At 73.0% G+C, this 17,543-nt stretch carries 14 protein-coding genes; 9 read left to right on the plus strand and 5 right to left on the minus strand.

All coding sequences use genetic code 11. The features are described 5' to 3' along the window. The first annotated feature begins 22 nt into the window (after positions 1-22). The 5 genes from ACFC79_RS10205 to asnB all read left to right on the plus strand — a co-directional run bounded on the left by ACFC79_RS10205 (position 23) and on the right by asnB (position 8,248). Complete coding sequence (locus ACFC79_RS10205; protein ID WP_376237656.1) at positions 23-2,011, plus strand: prolyl oligopeptidase family serine peptidase; 1,989 nt, start codon at positions 23-25, stop codon at positions 2,009-2,011. Further along, the gene (locus ACFC79_RS10210; RefSeq protein WP_376237658.1) at positions 2,008-2,952 is read left to right on the plus strand and encodes an LD-carboxypeptidase; all 945 of its coding nucleotides are present in this window, start codon (positions 2,008-2,010) and stop codon (positions 2,950-2,952) included. The genes ACFC79_RS10205 and ACFC79_RS10210 overlap by 4 nt, the downstream gene beginning before the upstream one ends. Positions 2,953-3,187: 235 nt before the next feature. Next, a complete protein-coding gene (locus ACFC79_RS10215) occupies positions 3,188-5,017 on the plus strand; it encodes a CocE/NonD family hydrolase (protein WP_376237661.1) in 1,830 nt (609 codons plus the stop codon). A 229-nt stretch (positions 5,018-5,246) separates the two neighbouring features. Continuing rightward, on the plus strand, positions 5,247-5,978 hold the full coding sequence (locus ACFC79_RS10220) for a GNAT family N-acetyltransferase (RefSeq protein WP_376237663.1): 732 nt from the start codon (positions 5,247-5,249) through the stop codon (positions 5,976-5,978). Between the two features lie 413 nt (positions 5,979-6,391). After that, a complete protein-coding gene (gene asnB, locus ACFC79_RS10225; protein ID WP_376237666.1) occupies positions 6,392-8,248 on the plus strand; it encodes an asparagine synthase (glutamine-hydrolyzing) in 1,857 nt (618 codons plus the stop codon). Positions 8,249-8,587: 339 nt separating this feature from the next. Here the strand turns inward: asnB and ACFC79_RS10230 are convergent, their stop codons facing one another. Then, positions 8,588-8,941, minus strand: a complete 354-nt coding sequence (locus tag ACFC79_RS10230) for a DUF6204 family protein (RefSeq protein ID WP_376237668.1) — start codon at positions 8,939-8,941, stop codon at positions 8,588-8,590. Positions 8,942-9,119: 178 nt separating this feature from the next. On the opposite strand from ACFC79_RS10230, the gene ACFC79_RS10235 reads away from it, so the two are divergent. Further along, positions 9,120-11,099, plus strand: a complete 1,980-nt coding sequence (locus tag ACFC79_RS10235) for a DUF5107 domain-containing protein (protein ID WP_376237671.1) — start codon at positions 9,120-9,122, stop codon at positions 11,097-11,099. 102 nt (positions 11,100-11,201) lie between these two features. On the opposite strand, the gene ACFC79_RS10240 is transcribed toward ACFC79_RS10235, so the two are convergent. Further along, positions 11,202-11,555, minus strand: a complete 354-nt coding sequence (locus tag ACFC79_RS10240; protein WP_376237673.1) for a VOC family protein — start codon at positions 11,553-11,555, stop codon at positions 11,202-11,204. A gap of 24 nt (positions 11,556-11,579) precedes the next feature. After that, entirely contained in the window at positions 11,580-12,389 is an 810-nt protein-coding gene (locus ACFC79_RS10245; protein WP_376237676.1) for a class I SAM-dependent methyltransferase, read from the minus strand. A 417-nt stretch (positions 12,390-12,806) separates the two neighbouring features. Here ACFC79_RS10245 and ACFC79_RS10250 point away from each other — a divergent pair, with 417 nt between their 5' ends. Together ACFC79_RS10250 and ACFC79_RS10255 are read left to right on the plus strand one after the other, a co-directional pair. Next, positions 12,807-13,658 (plus strand): SMP-30/gluconolactonase/LRE family protein, encoded by an 852-nt coding sequence (locus ACFC79_RS10250; RefSeq protein WP_376237679.1) that lies wholly within the window; start codon positions 12,807-12,809, stop codon positions 13,656-13,658. A 145-nt stretch (positions 13,659-13,803) separates the two neighbouring features. Further along, positions 13,804-15,060 carry an aminotransferase class I/II-fold pyridoxal phosphate-dependent enzyme gene (locus ACFC79_RS10255; RefSeq protein ID WP_376237682.1) on the plus strand — a complete coding sequence of 419 codons (1,257 nt, stop codon included), beginning with the start codon at positions 13,804-13,806 and terminating at the stop codon, positions 15,058-15,060. 84 nt (positions 15,061-15,144) lie between these two features. Here the strand turns inward: ACFC79_RS10255 and ACFC79_RS10260 are convergent, their stop codons facing one another. Both ACFC79_RS10260 and ACFC79_RS10265 read right to left on the minus strand, forming a co-directional pair. After that, positions 15,145-15,765, minus strand: coding sequence for a DedA family protein (locus tag ACFC79_RS10260; protein ID WP_376237684.1), 621 nt, complete (start codon positions 15,763-15,765; stop codon positions 15,145-15,147). Then, entirely contained in the window at positions 15,762-16,553 is a 792-nt protein-coding gene (locus ACFC79_RS10265; protein WP_376237687.1) for an MBL fold metallo-hydrolase, read from the minus strand. Before ACFC79_RS10265 ends, ACFC79_RS10260 begins: the two co-directional genes overlap by 4 nt. 519 nt (positions 16,554-17,072) lie before the next feature. Here ACFC79_RS10265 and ACFC79_RS10270 point away from each other — a divergent pair. Beyond that, the gene (locus ACFC79_RS10270; RefSeq protein WP_376237689.1) at positions 17,073-17,486 is read left to right on the plus strand and encodes a hypothetical protein; all 414 of its coding nucleotides are present in this window, start codon (positions 17,073-17,075) and stop codon (positions 17,484-17,486) included. Positions 17,487-17,543 lie beyond the last annotated feature (57 nt).

The following is a 17,543-nucleotide window of genomic DNA, read 5'->3' on the forward strand; positions in this document are numbered from 1 at the left end:
CCAGCCACAGAGGGATTCGAACATGCAGCCCACAGGGGCCCACGGAACATGGCCCTCCCCGATCGACGCCGCTCTCGCCGCCTCGTACGACGGACGGCCCGAGTATGTCGGCACCGTCGGCGACGAGGTGTGGTGGACGGAACCGCGTCCGGCCGAGGCGGGCCGCCGCGCCCTGGTCCGCCGGCACGCGGACGGGACCCGCACCGGTGTACTGCCCGCGCCGTGGAACGTACGGAGCCGCGTCATCGAGTACGGCGGACGGCCCTGGGCCGGCGCCGTCCGTGACGAGGGCGGCCCCCTCGTCGTCTTCGTCGACTTCGCCGACCAACGGCTCTACGCCCACGAGCCCGACGGCCCCGGCGAACCCAGACCGCTCACCCCGCTCTCCGCCGTCGGCGGCGGACTGCGCTGGGTCGACCCGGAGATCCACCTCGGCCGCGGCGGGCACGGCGAGGTGTGGTGCGTCCTGGAGGAGTTCACCGGCGAGGGCCCCACCGAGCTGCGCCGGGTGATCGCCGCCGTGCCGCTGGACGGATCGGCGGCCGACGACCGCTCCGCGGTGCGCGAACTCACCGACGGCCGCCACCGGTTCGTCACCGGACCCAGGCTTTCGCCGGACGGGCGGCAGGCGGCCTGGATCGCCTGGGACCATCCGCGCATGCCGTGGGACGGCACCGAGGTGATGCTCGCGGACGTCGCCGACGACGGCACGCTCCGGCACCCCCGGTGCCTCGCGGGCGGCCCGGAGGAGTCCATCCCGCAGATCGAGTGGGACGCGGACGGACAACTCCTGTTCGCCAGTGACCGCAGCGGCTGGTGGAACCTGTACCGCATGGACCCGGGGCACGATGCCGTCGCGCTCTGCGAGCGGGCGGAGGAGTTCGCCGGACCGCTCTGGAAGATCGGCCTCAACTGGTTCCGGCCGCTCGACAACGGCCTGATCGCCACCGTCCACGGCAGCGGCACCACCACGCTCGGCGTCCTCGACCCGCAGACCGGCGAACTCGCCGACGTCGCCGGGCCCTGGACCGAATGGGCCGACACGCTCGCCGTGCACGGCAGTCGGATCACCGGTATCGCCGCGAGCCCGCACAGCGCCTACGAGGTGGTGGAACTGGACACCACGACCGGCCGCACCCGCGTGATCGGCAGCCCGCACCGGGACGCCGTCGACCCCGCCCACTACCCGCGTCCCGAGGCCCGCACCTTCACCGGCCCCGGCGGCCGCGAGATCCACGCCCACATCTACCCGCCCCGCAACCCCGACCGCACCGGCCCCGACGGCGAACTGCCGCCGTACGTCGTCTGGGCCCACGGCGGACCGACCGGGCACGCCCCGCTCGTACTCGACCTGGAGATCGCCTACTTCACCTCGCGCGGCATCGGCATCGCCGAGGTCAACTACGGCGGCTCCACCGGATACGGCCGCGCCTACCGCAACCGGCTGCGCGAACAGTGGGGCGTCGTCGACGTGGAGGACTGCGCCGCCGTCGCCGGGGCGCTGGCCGCCGAGGGCACGGCCGACCCGCGACGGCTCGCCATCCGGGGCGGCAGCGCCGGCGGCTGGACCAGCGCCGCCTCACTGACCGGCACCGACGTCTACGCCTGCGGCACCATCATCTACCCCATCCTCGATCTGACCGGCTGGGGCACGGACGAGACCCACGACTTCGAGTCGCGGTACCTGGAATCCCTGGTCGGCCCGCTCGCCGTGGTCCCCGACCGCTACCGCGACCGGTCCCCGGTCAGCCGCACCGCACACCTGACCACCCCCTTCCTGCTGCTCCAGGGACTCGCCGACCCGATCTGCCCGCCCATCCAGTGCGAGCGGTTCCTTGCCGCGGTCGAGGGGCTCGGCATCCCGCACGCATACCTCGCCTTCGAGGGGGAGGGTCACGGGTTCCGCCGGGCCGACACCATGATCCGTGCCCTGGAGGCCGAACTCTCCCTGTACGGGCAGACGTTCGGCTTCGACTGCCCGGACGTGCCGAGGCTGGAGCTGAAGCGATGACCCTCGAACCCCTGACCCGCCCCGCGCGGCTGCGCCCCGGTGCCAGGGTCGCCGTCGTGTCGCCCAGCGGGCCCGTCCCCGCCGACCGCCTGGGGCCCGGACTCGACATCCTGCGGCGCTGGGGCCTGGAACCGGTGGTGGCACCGCACGCCCGTGACCTGCACGGGGAACTGGACTACCTGGCGGGTACGGACGAGGCGCGGGCGCGGGACCTCCAGGAGGCGTGGTGCGACCCGTCGGTCGACGCGGTGCTCTGCGCCCGCGGGGGCTACGGTGCCCATCGCATGGTCGACCTCGTCGACTGGGCGGCGATGCGTGCCGCCGGACCCAAGGTGTTCGTCGGCTACAGCGACATCACCGTGCTCCACGAGGCGTTCGCACGGCACACGGGGCTCGTCACCCTGCACGGCCCGATGGTGGGGGCGGACACCTTCCACAAGGACCCGGACACCCAGGAGTCCCTGCGCGCCACCCTGTTCGAGCCGGAAACGGTCCGGACGCTCGGACTTCCCGGGGCGCGGGCACTGTTCCCCGGCCGGGCACGCGGCGTCACCTACGGCGGCTGCGTGAGCCTGCTCGCCGCCGACATCGGGACCCCGACCGCCCGGACGACCGCCCGGGGCGGGCTGCTGGTGATCGAGGACACCACCGAGGACCCGTACAGCATCGACCGCATCCTCACCCAGTTGCTGCGGGCCGGCGCGCTCGCCGGGATCTCCGGGGTGGCCTGCGGCTCCTGGGCGGGCTGCGGGCCGTACGAGCAGGTGCGGGCGGTCCTCGCCGACCGGCTCGGCACACTGGGGGTCCCCGTCGTCGAGGAGTTGGGCTTCGGGCACGGACCGACGGCGCTCACGATTCCGCTCGGCGTCCCCGCCGTGCTGGACGCACCCGCCGACGGCGGCCCCGCCACCCTCACCGCCGAGGTGCCCGCCCTGGTCTGAGCTCTTTGTACGACACCGCAGCGACACCGCAGCGACACCGCACCGACACCGCACCGACACCGCACCGGACCGATCCGCCTCGGTCCGGTGCGGTGTCGGTGCGGTCCGGACGGGGCGTGAAGTGCGAAGAAGTTGAGCACCCTTCAGGAAACGTCGCCCCGGTCGTTGACACTGCTGTGACGTGTATCACAGCATGAGCGCGGCCCAGTTCTTACTGGTCGGTAAGTTCCTTGGTGTGGAGGTCTTCGTGGCACGTCGTGTTTTCCGCCCCCGGTCCGGTCGCCGGACGCTGTCCCGGACGTCGGTCGTGGCCGTGGCCGCCACTGCGCTCGCCGCGCCGCTGGTGCTCGGGGGCGCGGCCGGGACGGCCGCCGCCGACACCGCCTCGTACAAGGTCACACCGCTGAAGTTCACCGTGGACACCGGCGGGCGCCCGTGCACCGTCGACGCCGATCTGTACCGCCCGGCCGGTGTCGACGCGCGGCACCGGGCCCCCGCCGTTCTCGCCACCAACGGCTTCGGCGGCAGCAAGTCGGACGGCACGACCGACGGCATCGGCAGGGCGTTCGCCGAGCGCGGCTATGTCGGCCTCGTCTACTCCGGACTCGGCTTCGGCAAGTCCGGCTGCCTCATCACGCTCGACGATCCGCAGATCGACGGCCGGGCCGCGGCCGCGCTCGTCGACTTCCTCGCAGGGACGCGCCCCGCCGACGACGGCACCGTGGCCGACTACGTCACCCAGGACGGCGGGGGAGACCCCAGGGTCGGCATGATCGGCGGCTCGTACGGCGGCGCCATCCAGCTGGCCACCGCCGCCGTCGACCACCGGGTCGACGCCCTCGTGCCCCTGATCACCTGGAACGATCTGGCCTACGCGCTCGCCCCCAACAACGCCGCCACCCGTGCCGGTGTCTCCTCCGACACCGCAGGCGTCTTCAAGTGGCAGTGGACCAACGGCTTCTACCTCCTGGGGGAGGGGCAGACGATCCTCAACGCGAGCCTCGATCCCTCCCGGTTCAACAACCTCACCTGCCTCCACTTCGCGACCCGGGCCTGCGACACCATCCGGCTGCTCAACTCCGGCCGCTTCCCCGCCGACCGGACCGCCTCGATGCTCGACTACGCGCGCAGCGTCTCGCCCGTCGGCCACCTCGGGAAGGTGAAGGCGCCCACCCTGCTCGTCCAGGGGCAGGCCGACAGCCTGTTCAACCTCAACGAGGCCACCGCCACCTACCGGGCGCTCAAGGCGCAGGGCACCACCATCAAGATGATCTGGCAGGCATGGGGGCACAGCGGCGGCCAGGCCCCCGGCGAACTCGACCTGGGCAAGGACACGCTGGAGACCAGCTACGTCGGACAGCGCGTCCTCGCCTGGTTCGACCGCTATCTCCGGCACCGGACGAACACGGACACCGGGCCGGAGTTCGCCTACTACCGCGACTGGCGGAGCGGCTACGGCACCGCCGCCGCCCTGCCGGCCCCGAGCCGGACGCTGTACCTCTCCGGCGACGGGAAGCTCGTCGACAGCCGCTCCCAGGTGGTCCGGGGCAGCCGCCAGTACGCCAATCGGCTGGTCCCCACCAGCCATTCGGAGAATTCGCTCGCCGGTCCCGTCGGGCTGCCCGACCCGGAGCCGTACGACATCAAGGGCACCTACCTCGGTTGGACCAGTGCCCCACTGATTTCCGCCATGGACGTCGTCGGGGCGCCGAAGGCCACCCTGAAAGTCGTCTCGCCGAAGACGGAGCGTGTGCAGAACAGCGGTGACGCCGCCGACAAGCTCGTTCTGTTCGCAAAGGTGTACGACGTGTCGCCGGACGGCAGGAAGTCACTGGTGAACCGGCTCGTCGCCCCGGTGCGGGTGCCCGACGTCACCCGTCCGTTCACCGTGCAATTGCCGGGCATCGTCCACCGGTACGAGGCGGGGCACCGACTCGAATTCGTGATCGCCGCCAGCGACAGCGCCTACTCGGGAAATCGCGGCATCAAGCCGGTCACGGTGGTCAGCGCGCCGGAGGACACCGGTGTCCTGGAGCTGCCGGTGGTGGGTGGCGGGAAGGAGTGAGGCACGCGCCACCGAGCCGGTGACCCCCTTCCGGTTCCGCATGCGTGCCCCGGCCGGCAACGTGTGCCCGGGAGAACGAGACCGGTCACCGCGCCGAGGGCCGCCCGGTCGTCCCGGCAGGGGCGCGGCGAGAGCTCGCGGCACCGCCGGGACGACGGGACGGTCCTACGATCTGGGGAGCGGTGGGGAGTGGGCCCCCCACCGCTCCCCGGATCGTTAAACTTGCCGGGTGCCCGAGACCGACTACCTGGCCGAGGGGCGTCGTACGGCGATCCGCCCCTACGACCCGGGGGACGCCGAGGAGTTCACCGCCCGCGTGCGCGAGAGCCGGGAACTGCATCACCCATGGCTCTTCCCGCCCACCGACGTCACCGCGTACGCCGTCTACGCCGGACGGCTCGCCGACGACCCCGCGAGGACCGGCTTCCTGGTCTGCGAACGCGAACGCGGACACGACGACGAACACGCACGTGTGCACGTGCCCGAGCGCGGACGGGGCCGACGGGACGGGGCGGCGGCGGGAGACCGCCCGGACCGTCGGAACGCGAGCGGCGAGCGCCCCGCCGACGGTCGGATCGCCGGTTTCATCAACATCAACAACATCGTGCGCGGAGGGTTTCGCTGCGGGGCACTCGGATACGGCGCCTTCGCCCACGCCGCAGGCCGCGGACTGATGAGCGAAGGACTGGAACTGGTGCTGCGCCACGCCTTCGGACCGCTGGACCTGCACCGCCTCGAAGTCAACATCCAGCCCGCCAACCGGGCCTCGCTCGCCCTCGTCCGCCGGGCCGGATTCCGCCGCGAGGGCTTCTCGCCGGACTTCCTCTTCATCGACGGGGCCTGGCGCGACCACGAGCGGTGGGCGATCACGGCCGAGATGCCGAGGCCGACGGCGAGCCGAGCGAAACACTCTCCGCCCACACGCCCCGAACACGGCATCATGTCCGGGTCCGGATACTGACAATCGCTGCCGACCGGAGCCCCTGCCCGCCGGGCGCGGGCCCGTCCGGCACTCCCGGTCGGGCCCAGGGGCCGCCGGGGTCGATGCCGGGCCCACTCCGTCGGACGCACCGGATTGGACAAGTTTTTGCCCGTGGCCGGATCGGCATCCCCGAAGGCCGCAGCGGGCCGTGGTCACGGGGAGCGGAGTGCGGTATTCCGTAGAGAAACGGAAAAGCGGCGGCCGAAAGTGTCAGGAGCCGTCCCCGCCGACGCGACGCTCGTGTTGACCGTACGTACTCCCGGGCGGAGGCTCGTCATATAGCTGCTCAATACAACTGGTTTTTGCCGGGCTCTCGCTCTCGGCACGCCGCTCCTCGGGGCGTCACCGTGCGGAGGACCGCCATCCCGGCCGGGACCGAATCGGGAGGACGTATGTGTGGCATCGCCGGCTGGGTCTCCTTCGACCGTGATCTGCGGGCAGCCGAGAACACCGCGACGCTGGACGCGATGACGGAGACCATGTCCTGCCGGGGTCCCGACGACCGGGGGACCTGGACCGCCGAGCACGCGGGGCTCGGTCACCGTCGGCTTGCGATCATCGACCTGCCGGGCGGGCGCCAGCCCATGTCCGTCTCCACGCCCGAGGGCGACATCGCCCTCGTCTACTCCGGCGAGGCGTACAACTTCACCGAACTGCGCAGCGAGCTGAGCGCCCGCGGACACCGGTTCCGCACCGACTCGGACACCGAGGTCGTGCTGCACGGCTATCTGGAATGGGGCGAGTCCGTCGCCGAACGGCTCAACGGCATGTACGCCTTCGCCCTCTGGGACAGCCGCCACGACAAGCTCGTCATGATCCGCGACCGGATGGGCGTCAAACCCTTCTACTACCGGCCGACACCCGACGGGGTGCTCTTCGGCTCGGAGCCCAAGGCCGTCCTCGCCAACCCGCTGGTCCGGCCCCGGGTGACCCTCGACGGGCTCCGGGAACTGTTCACCCTCGTCAAGACCCCCGGCCACGCCGTATGGGACGGCATGTACGAGGTGGAGCCCGGCACCGTCGTCACCGTGGACCGCGGCGGCCTGCGCCGGCACGTCTACTGGCGGCTGGAGACCCGTCCGCACTCCGACGACCGGGACACCACGATCGCCACCGTACGGTCCCTGCTCGACGACATCGTGCGACGCCAGTTGGTCTCCGACGTCCCGCGCTGCATCCTCCTCTCCGGCGGCCTCGACTCGTCCTCGGTCACCGCCCTCGCCGCCCGTCGGCTCGCCGAGAGCGGCGAAAAGGTCCGCACCTTCGCCGTCGACTTCGTCGGCCGGACCGAGAACTTCGTCGCCGACTCGCTGCGCACCACCCCCGACACCCCCTTCGTCCACGACGTGGCCCGGCTGTCCGGTACCGTCCACCGCGACATCGTGCTCGACCCGGAGACGCTCGCCGATCCCGACGTGCGCGCCCGCATGATCCGCGCCCGGGACATACCGATGGGTCTCGGCGACATGGACACCTCGCTCTACCTGCTCTTCCGTGCCATCCGCGAGCACTCGACCGTCGCACTGTCCGGCGAGTCGGCCGACGAGGTCTTCGGGGGCTACCTCCAGTTCTTCGACGAGGAGGCCCGCCGGGCCGACACCTTCCCCTGGCTCGTCCGGTTCACCGAGCACTTCGGCGAGGACGCGGGCCTGCTCCGCGACGACGTGAACAGCGCCCTCGACCTGGAGTCGTACGTCCGCGACAGCTACGACTCCGCCGTCGCCGGCATCGAACGGCTCGACGGCGAGAGCGACTTCGAGTACCGCATGCGCCGGATCTGCCATCTCCACCTGACCCGGTTCGTGCGCGTCCTGCTCGACCGCAAGGACCGGGCGAGCATGGCCGTCGGCCTGGAGGTCCGGGTCCCGTTCTGCGACCACCGGCTCGTCGAGTACGTCTACAACGCCCCCTGGGCCCTGAAGTCCTTCGACGGCAGGGAGAAGAGCCTGCTGCGCGAGGCCGTCGCGGACGTGCTGCCCCGGTCCGTGTACGAGCGGACCAAGAGCCCCTACCCGTCGACCCAGGACCCGAAGTACGCCGTCGCGCTCCAGGAGCACGCCCGCGACCTGCTCGCCCGCCCGGACCACCAGGTCTTCGATCTGGTCGACCGCGACCGATTGCAGAAGGCGGCCGACCACGAGGCGCCCCAGATCACCATGGCGTCCCGCCGGGGCCTGGAACGCACCCTGGACCTCGCGACCTGGCTCGACCTGTACGAGCCGGAGGTGCACCTGAGGGCTGTCCCGTAATCCCTGGCGGGTGCGCGACGACAGCTGCGGCACCTCGCCGCGTTGTCGGGACGTCCGTATACGTCCAGTATGCGGACGTCCCTTCGCCTTGCGATGCACCACATCTGACGCCGCGCACCGGTCCATCACGGATTGCGGGACAGCCCTTGGTCCGAGCGGACCTGCGCCGGATGTCCGGGGGCGGGCGTCCGGCGTCGTCCCGGCCGTGACACCGCGGACACGGCCGCGCGCCCGCCGGGACGCGGCGATCCGCGGATCCGGCCCGCGGCCCGGTGTCCGCGACGGGCGGGACGCACCGCCGTCCCGAAGCGGGCGGCGGAACCGCCCCCGGCACGGGTGTCACACCGAGGCCGACGACCGCCCGCCCTTGCGGTTGATCTTCATGGTGTCCATGTCCGTCGCGGTGGAACGCAGTTCGCCGTGGCCGCAGCCGAGCTTCTTGAGCAACGCCTCGGCCCGGTCCTCGGCGATCGCGGACGCCATCTCCTCGCCGTCCGCGGCGTCCGACACGACGGCGAATCGGAAGCTGAAGTGCTTCAGCACACGGTCGTACGCGAGCGATCCCTCCTCGGTGAACCGCATCGCGCTCAGCCCGTGCTCGTCCACCTCGGACAGCAGCCGGGCGCGCGCCTCGTCCGTCAGGCCGTCCCAGGTGCCGCGCACGATCACTCGGTAGGTGTGCTGCGTGCTCATCGTGTGTCCCACTCCGCATTCCGCTCGTGAACCGTGGAGGGCCAAGGGTACGGAGGCGAGTGCGGAGCGCATCCGCATTTACGGTGCGAGCACCCTGGTCGGGCGGCCTTCCAGCGTGTTCGATGGTCATCGGGCGCGCCCGGACCCGTGGCGGCCCGTGCGAGGGAACGAGGTTGCCTTGGCCACGACCGTACGACGTGCCGTACTGACTCTGCCGGCCGCGCCACTGGGCCCGGAGAACCCACTGCCCGCACTGCGCCCGCTCGACGAAACGCATGTGGTCGACGCCCGCGACCGGGCCCGGCTGCCACGCGACATGGCACGCCAGATCGGCTTCGGAGCACTGACGACCGTGCTGCCGGTGCGTGTCCTCGACGGGTACGGACGCACACGCGTGCCCACCCGGCTGGATGCCGTCGTCATCGAGAACGACCGGCTGCGGGCCACCGTCCTGCCCGGACTCGGCGGCCGGGTCCATTCCCTCCACCACAAGCCGACCGGCCGTGAACTCCTCTACACCAACCCGGTGTTCCAGCCCGCCGACTTCGCGCTCAACGGCGCCTGGTTCTCCGGCGGCATCGAGTGGAACATCGGGGCCACCGGCCACACCACCCTCTCCTGCGCGCCGCTGCACGCGGCCCGGGTGCCCGGCCCCGACGGCGGCGACATGCTCCGCCTGTGGGAGTGGGAGCGGCTGCGCGACCTGCCCTTCCAGGTGGACCTGTGGCTGCCCGAGGATTCCGATTTCCTGCACGTCGGAGTGCGGATACGTAACCCGCACGAGCACACCGCGCCCGTCTACTGGTGGTCCAACATCGCCGTCCCCGAGGACGAAAGCAGCCGGGTCCTGGCCCCGGCCGACGAGGCATGGCACTTCGGCTACGAACGCACCCTGACCCGGGTCCCCGTCCCCGGGACCGGTTCCGACGACCGCACGTACCCGTCGCGCGGCGACCACCCCGCCGACTACTTCTACGAGGTTCCCGACGGCGCCCGCCGCTGGATCGCCTCCCTCGACGCGGACGGGCACGGACTCGTCCAGACGTCGACCGACCTGCTGCGCGGCCGGAAACTGTTCCTGTGGGGCAGTGGTCCGGGCGGGCGGCGCTGGCAGGAATGGCTCACCGAACCCGGCACCGGGGGCTACGCCGAGATGCAGGCCGGACTGGCCCGTACCCAGCTGGAACACGTACCGCTCGAACCGGGCGGCGAGTTCAGCTGGCTGGAGTCCTACGGACCGTTGTCCGCCGACCCCGGTGCCGTGCACGGCGACGACTGGGCGGTGGCCCGCGCCGAGACCGGGCGACGGCTCGCCGAGGCACTGCCGCGCGCCGATGTCGACGCCGCGTACGCCGCCTGGCGACGTTGCGCCGACACCGAGCCCGGGGAGTCGCTCGCGACCGGATCCGGCTGGGGCGCCCTGGAGGTCCGGCGGGGCGCGTACCACCTCCCCGGCACCCCCTTCGCCGAACAGACCCTCGGCGAACAGCAGCTCCCCTGGCTGGAGTTGCTCGATCAGGGCACCCTCCCCGGACCGCCCCGTCCGGCGCCGCCCGGCCCCACCCCGGTCTCGACCCACTGGCGCGACATGCTGGAGACCGCTCCCGCCGAACCGCTCACCGAGTACCACCTCGGTGTCGCGCAGTGGCACGCGGGCGACCGCGCCCAGGCGGTCCGCAGCTGGGAACGCGGACTGGTCCGGGCGACGTCCCGCTGGCCGCTGCTGCGCTGCCTGGCCGTCGCCGCCGGGGAGGGCGCCCAGCGGGACCGGGCCGCCGATCTGTACGCCGAGGCGTTCGACGCCCTGCGGGAGGAACGCCCCGGCGACGGCGACCACGACGAGGCATGGGCGGCTGCCACGACGGCGCTCGGCCGTGAGGCGATCGAGGCGCTGCTGACGGCGGAACGGCCGCAGCCGGCCCGGACGGTGTGGTCCGGCCTGCCCGGGAGCACCCGGCGACGGGGCCGCTTCCGCCTGCTGGAGGCACGGCTGCTGATCGCCGAGGGCGACCGCGCCGCCGCCCGTGCCGTCTTCGACGAGGGCTTCGAGGTCGCCGATCTGCGCGAGGGCTCCGAAGTTCTCGACGAGGTCTGGGCCGAGCTCACCGACGAGGCGATTCCGGACCGGTACAACTACCGGATGCGTCCCGGGACGTGACGCCGTGGACGGTCCGGCCCGCGCCCGCTTCGGGAGCCACGGGCCGGGCCGTCGGCGCGTCGGACCCTCTCGTCCGCGGTGGCCGACGCCCGGACGGGCCGGTCAGACGCCCGGGTTCCGGTCCACGTACTCGAAGACGGAGCCGTCCGGGTGCAGGGCGATCAGGTTGCGGCCCACCGGCGTTGCCACCGGGCCCGCGATGATCTGGGCACCGACCCGGACGAGCGAGGCATGCGCCGCGTCGACGTCCTCGACCGCGATCGTCGCCGTGACCTTGCGCAGGATCTCCAGTTCCGACTCCGGCCCGCTCATCAGCAGGAAGCAGCTGATCGCGGCGACCGACACCCCGCCGCGCTCGAAGCGCAACGCGGAACTGCCCGTGAGGTCCTCGTAGAAGGCCACGGCGGCCTCCAGGTCGTCGACGCAGATACGCAGCGTGGTTCCCAGAATGTCCATGCGGATCAGGGTAGTTGGCGCACATCAGGCCCGGCAGAGCACCTCGCCGTGCGGGACCATGAACCAGGCGTCGTCCTGTGCGCCCCACTCGCGCCAGGCCGCGGCGATCGCCTCCAACCGCCCGGCGTCGGCGTGGCCGCCCTCCACGGCCTGCCGCGCGTAGTCCGAGCCGACCGTGCGCTCCGCCCACAGCCCGCTCCACCAGGCCCGGCTGTCCGAAGTGGCGAAGCACCAGGTGCCGGCGGTCGCAGTGATATCGGTGAAGCCGGCCCGCCGCGCCCAGGAGAGCAGCCGGCGCCCGGCGTCCGGTTCCCCTCCGTTGGCGCGGGCCACCCGGCGGTACAGCTCCTGCCACGTGTCCAGACCCGGGACCTCGGGGTACCAGGCCATCGCCGCGTAGTCGCTGTCGCGGACCGCGACGATGCCGCCCGGTCGGCAGACGCGCCGCATCTCGCGCAGGGCGAGCACCGGATCGCCCACGTGCTGGAGCACCTGATGGGCGTGGACGACGTCGAAGGAGTCGTCGGCGAACCCCAGGGCGTGCACATCGGCGATGGTGAACTCGACGTTGTCCAGGCCGCGTTCGGCCGCAACCCCGGCGGCTCGGGCGAGGATCTCCCGGGTGGTGTCGACGGCGGTCACCCGGCCGGGTGCGACCATCGCCGCGAGATCGGCGGTGATGGTGCCGGGCCCGCAGCCGATGTCCAGCACGGAGACGCCGGGGCGGAGTTCGCCGATCAGGTACGCCGCGGAATTGGCGGCGGTGCGCCAGCGGTGCGAGCGCAGGACCGACTCGTGGTGGCCGTGTGTGTAGACGGCGGTCTTCCTCGGCATGACGGTGGATCCTTCCTCGGGGCGTGCTGCCCGGACGCGAGCCGTGCGAAGAACTGATCGGTGCCGACACCGTACGCGCCCGGTCGAATATTGAGACGACCGTCTCGCTGAATGGGATAGGGGGATGGTGGGGGATCGGTCGGCGGAGGACCGTCCGGGCGCCGCGCGCCGGTGGACCCTCCGGCCGCGGTACCGGGGGAGGGGCCGATCGGCGACGGCGGGGGCGTCGGGCGCGGCCCCCGCGCCGTTGCCGGTGCGCGCGCGGGGTGATTACGCTGCGGTCATGATTCCGGTCCAGGACCGGACTCTCCGTATCCGCACCCGTCATCCGCCGGGGCGGGCGCGCGAAGGGGCGGCCCGCTTCCGGACCTTCGGCCCCGGTGACCCCGGCGGGGGCGGACTCCACGAGGGGCACACATGAGTTCCGCGCGTCTGGACGTGGCCGTACCCGAACAGGCCGAGCTCGGCGAGGGCCCGACCTGGGATCCGACCGTCGGCCGGCTGATCTGGGTCGACATCCTCTCCGCCCGCGTGCACACCTACGACCCGGCGAGCGGCCGTCGTACGGTGCTGGCAACCGAGCAGCACGTCGGCGCCGCCAAGCCGCGCGCGGCGGGCGGACTCGTGGTGAATCTGCGCGACGGCATCGGCCTGTACGACCCGGACGGCGCCTTCCGCTGGCTGGTCCACGACCCCGTGCCCGGCCGCCGCGGCAACGACGCGGGGGTCGCCCCGGACGGGGCGCTGTGGGCGGGGACCATGGGCTACGACGGCTCCCCGACCGGCGGCAGCCTCTTCCGCGTCGCCCCCGACGGCACGGTCGCCCCGCTACTGCCCGTGGTGGCGTGCAGCAACGGCATCGGGTGGAGTCCGGACCGGCGGCTGATGTACTACATCGACACCCCCACGCGCCGTATCGACGTCTTCGACTTCGACGGCGAGCACGCCGTCGACCGCAGGCCGTTCGCCACCGTCGAGGAGGGCGCGGGCTTCCCCGACGGGCTGACCGTCGACGCCGACGGAGCCGTCTGGGTGGCCCTGTGGGACGGCTCGGCGGTACGCCGCTACACGCCCGACGGCTCGCTGGACCGGATCGTCGAACTGCCGGTACGGCGCCCGACGGCCTGTGCCTTCGGCGGCACGGACCTGCGCGACCTCTACGTCACCTCGGCCCGGTCGGGACTGGCCGCCCCGCATCCTCTGTCCGGGTCGCTGCTGGTCCTGCCGGGCGTGGGACACGGCATGCCGGGGACGCCCTTCGCCGGCTGATTCCGGCCGTCGGCCCTCCCGCCCACGCCCTGCCGGGCGGGCGGGGCCACCGGAACCCTCGTATAAAGGCCCTGGGCCCCGTGCGAAGTCCCCGGGCACGAGGGACGGCGGGGTACGGCGACGAGCGGCGGGGAAGGAGGCCCGGATGGCACGGGAACGGACCGGACGGGCGGCGCGCGGGAGCGGTGCCCGCGCCGTACGGGAGGACCACGGTCCGGTCAGATACGGTCCGCCGCCCCCCGGCCCCGGCCTGCCCGTCCTGCCCGAACTGGCCGAGGTGCTCGCCGGTGCGGCCGGTCGTGACGCCCCCGAGCCGACCGGCGGCGGTGCGGTCCTGCGTGCGGCCGCCACCGCCTACTGGGGGCGGCGCGGTCTGCGCGGCGGACCGGAGCACGTCGTGGCCGCGCCGGGGGCCTCGCCGCTGCTGCTCGCGCTGATCGCCGCCCACGGGGGCGATGTGCTGATGCCGCGCCCCTGCCCCGCCGCGTGGATCCCGCAGGCCCGGCTGCTGGGCAGCCCCGCCTACCAGGTGCCGACGCCCGCCGAGTGCGGTGGCGTGCCCGATCCGTACGCGCTGCTGGAGACCGTGCGCAGGGTGCGCGCCGAGGGCGGCAGGCCCCGGCTGCTGCTGATCTCCGTCGTCGACGACCCGACCGCGACCGTGGCCCCGCCGGAACTCGTGCGCGAGGCGTGCGAGGCGGCGGTCGCCGAAGGGCTGCACGTCGTCAGCGACGAGACCTGGCGCGACACCCTGCACCGGCCGCACGACACGGTCCTGCTCAGCCCGGCCGAGATGTGCCCGGACGACGTCACGGTCGTCTGCGACCTCGCCGGGGCTCTGACCCCGTCCACATGGCCGGTCGCGATCGCGCGGTTCCCGGACACCGGGCGGGCGGCCGAGCAGCGCGCCCGCACCCTCGACATCCTCACCGCGCTCGGGGCCCACGTCGCCGGGCCCGTCGCCGAGGCCGCCGCCCACGCGCTCGGCGAACCGGAATCCGTCACGGAACGGATTCGCCGTTCGGCCGCGCTCCACGCCGCGCTCGGGGCCGCGGCCCACCGCGCGGTCCTCGCCGCGGGCGCACTCGCCAGGCCCCCGCAGGCGGGACGTCACCTCTACGCCGACCTGGAGCCGCTCAGATCACCGCTGGCCGAACGAGGTGTGACCGACTCCCTGGAACTGGAGCAGTACCTGACGGAACGTCTCGCGGCGCCCGCGCCGGGAGGCCACCGGTTCGGCGACGAACTGGGGGCGCTGCGTGTACGGCTCGGGACCGGAGCCCTGCTCGGGACCACCCCGGAACAGCGGACGCGCTCCCTCGCGGCGGCGGAGCCCCTGGATCTGCCGCACGTGGTCCGGGCCCTGGGCGTCTTCGCGGCGGTCTTCGCCGGCCTCCGCTGAGGGAGCCGGCCCGTCGGCACCGCCGACCCGCGCGTCCTCGGCGACGACGCCCCGTCCGCCCGCTCCCTCCCGCTCCCCGGGCCGTCAGTGGGCGAACCGGGCCCGCATCCTGCGCCACGCCGCCGGGCCCCCGCTGATCAGCAGCGTCAGACCCACCGCGGCGGCCATCCCCTGCCACGGCTCGGGAAACAGCGAACCGCCGAGTATGCCGATGAGCTGGTACGTCGCGGCCCACGCCAGACAGGCCGGCACGTCGCCCCGGGCGAACCTGCGCAACGGCATCCGGCCCAGCAGACAGGCCAGCATCACCGGAATCCGCCCCGCCGGTATCAGCCGGGACAGCACGAGCACCATCGCACCGTGTTCGTCCAGCTTCTGCTGCGCCTGCGCCAGCCGCTCCGGAGCGGCCCGGTCGTTGATCGTCCGGAGCCATTTCGAGCCGTTCCGCGACCGCACCCCGCGCTGCCCCAGCCAGTACAGGCAGATGTCGCCGAGGAACGCGGCGGCAGAGGCCACCGCGAAGACGATCAGGAGCGCGAACGGCGACGACTGATGCAGTGCCACGACCGCCGCGGAACTCACCAGCGCACCCGTCGGCACCACCGGAACCAGCGATCCCAGGGACACCAGCAGGAACAGGGACGGATAGCCCACCGCCTGCTGCGTCGACTCCGGGGGAAGCTGCCGCACGACCTCCTGGATCACCTGGCGGCCTCCGGCCGCACCCGCTCGCCGTGGCACAGGCGGTGCACGGCCACCTCCGGCGCCAGCAGTCCCGCCTTGCGGACGAACTCCTCACCCGGCGCGTGGAACTCGTGCGGCCGGACCCCGTCCATGCCGATCGGCCAGTACGTGCCGTAGTGCACCGGCACCGCCGACCGGGGCGCCAGCCGGGCAAGTGCCTCGGCGGCCCGCCCCGCGTCCAGATGACCATGACCCAGGTACGGACCCCAACCGCCTACCGGCAGCAGTGCCACGTCCACCGGACCGACGGCCCGGGCCATGTCCTCGAAGAGCCCGGTGTCGCCCGCGAAATACGTCCGCGCCTCGCCCTCGACCACGAAGCCGAGCGCGGGGGAGCGCTGCGCGCCCATGGGCAGCCGCCTGCCGTCGTGCAGCGCGGGAACCGCGCGCACCCGGATCCCCTGCGTCCCGCCGAACCGGACCACGTCGCCCGGGGCCACCTCGGTGACGCGCAGACCGCGCGCCGCGCACAGCCGCCGGAGCCCCGGCACGGCCCGCATCGCACCCACCGGCACGACCAGGCGGGTCCCCGTTGCCAGCCGGGCCAGCGACGGCGGATGCAGATGGTCGGAGTGCAGATGCGAGACGAGCACGACATCGGCGGCCGCGGCCTCCGGGCCGGGCAGCTCGCCGCGGCGTCGTCGCAGGTGCGCCAGCCGCCGCACGAACAGCGGATCGGTCAGCACCCGCACCCCGGAGTCCTCGATCGTGCAGGTGGCATGGCCCCACCAGGTGACTTCCACCGGCACGCGGCGCCTCCTCGTTCGCGGGTCTCTTGTTCGGTTCCGACGACCGAGCCTAATGCGGTCGACGGCCCGGATGACCGGCTCCCGCCCGTCGCCCGATCCCGCCGCACGCGTGCGCCCCCGGGGTGCACAGGTCGCACGGGACGCCGCACGCGGGGAAAGCCGCCCCCGCGTGCGCCCCCAGCCACCGGCGTCCGCCCCGGCGCGCCGGAGTGTACGGCCGTCCCGCCCGGTGCGCCGGGGTGTACGGCCGCCCCGCCCGGTGTGACGCGCTCCTCCCGTCCCAGACGCGCGCCTTTTTGCGCAGGGGCGGGAGAGGTAGGGTCGCCGATGCGCTTGGTGCCGCGGCAGGCAACGCACGCCCCCGGTGTGACGTCCGGCACGCGACATCGCCGCACCGGCCGACGGCCCGAGTACGTCCCGTACGAGGACTTCCGTCCGGCACACCAGGAGCACGCACCGGACGCCGCTCCTTGACGGGCAGACGCTGCCCGTCGCGGCACGAGCACGGGGAGAACGGTCATGGGGGACGCAGCGGACGTCAGGGTGGCGGCCATCGCCAGTCTCACACCCCTCGAAGAACTCGACAGCGACCCGTTCCTCGTGGACACCCGCAGCCAGCACGACATGTGTGCCCGCTGGGCCGCCGACAAGGGCTACGTCGTCACCCGGCAGCTCCGCTTCTACGGGCTGCGCCCCGACCACCACGCCCTGTGGACCGATGTCGAGAGCGGCGACGTCGAGGTGTTCGTCGCCGCCAACGACCGGGTGCTGGCCCGCGCTCTCACCTCGGTGCCCGAGTTCGCCGCGGAGTGCGAGCGGCGCGGTGTGCGCCTGGAGATCGTGGGACTGGACGAGCCGCCGTACAACGCCGGTAGGAAAGCGAGCGTGCACCGCAGGCTCTCCATGCCCACCGCCGGCTACGACGGCTGCTGACCGCCCCGGCCGCCGTCGGAGCGGGGGCCCGCCGTGCGCCTGTGAAAGGCTGGGGGC

This window comes from Streptomyces sp. NPDC056061, assembly GCF_042266885.1.
Lineage (GTDB): Bacteria > Actinomycetota > Actinomycetes > Streptomycetales > Streptomycetaceae > Streptomyces.

Coding starts and splice junctions, on each gene's coding strand:
- ACFC79_RS10205 (WP_376237656.1), top strand. CDS start 23: ATGCAGCCCACAGGGGCCCACGGAACATGGCCCTCCCCGATCGACGCC.
- ACFC79_RS10210 (WP_376237658.1), top strand. CDS start 2,008: ATGACCCTCGAACCCCTGACCCGCCCCGCGCGGCTGCGCCCCGGTGCC.
- asnB (WP_376237666.1), top strand. CDS start 6,392: ATGTGTGGCATCGCCGGCTGGGTCTCCTTCGACCGTGATCTGCGGGCA.
- ACFC79_RS10230 (WP_376237668.1), bottom strand. CDS start 8,941: ATGAGCACGCAGCACACCTACCGAGTGATCGTGCGCGGCACCTGGGAC.
- ACFC79_RS10240 (WP_376237673.1), bottom strand. CDS start 11,555: ATGGACATTCTGGGAACCACGCTGCGTATCTGCGTCGACGACCTGGAG.
- ACFC79_RS10245 (WP_376237676.1), bottom strand. CDS start 12,389: ATGCCGAGGAAGACCGCCGTCTACACACACGGCCACCACGAGTCGGTC.
- ACFC79_RS10250 (WP_376237679.1), top strand. CDS start 12,807: ATGAGTTCCGCGCGTCTGGACGTGGCCGTACCCGAACAGGCCGAGCTC.
- ACFC79_RS10255 (WP_376237682.1), top strand. CDS start 13,804: ATGGCACGGGAACGGACCGGACGGGCGGCGCGCGGGAGCGGTGCCCGC.
- ACFC79_RS10270 (WP_376237689.1), top strand. CDS start 17,073: ATGGGGGACGCAGCGGACGTCAGGGTGGCGGCCATCGCCAGTCTCACA.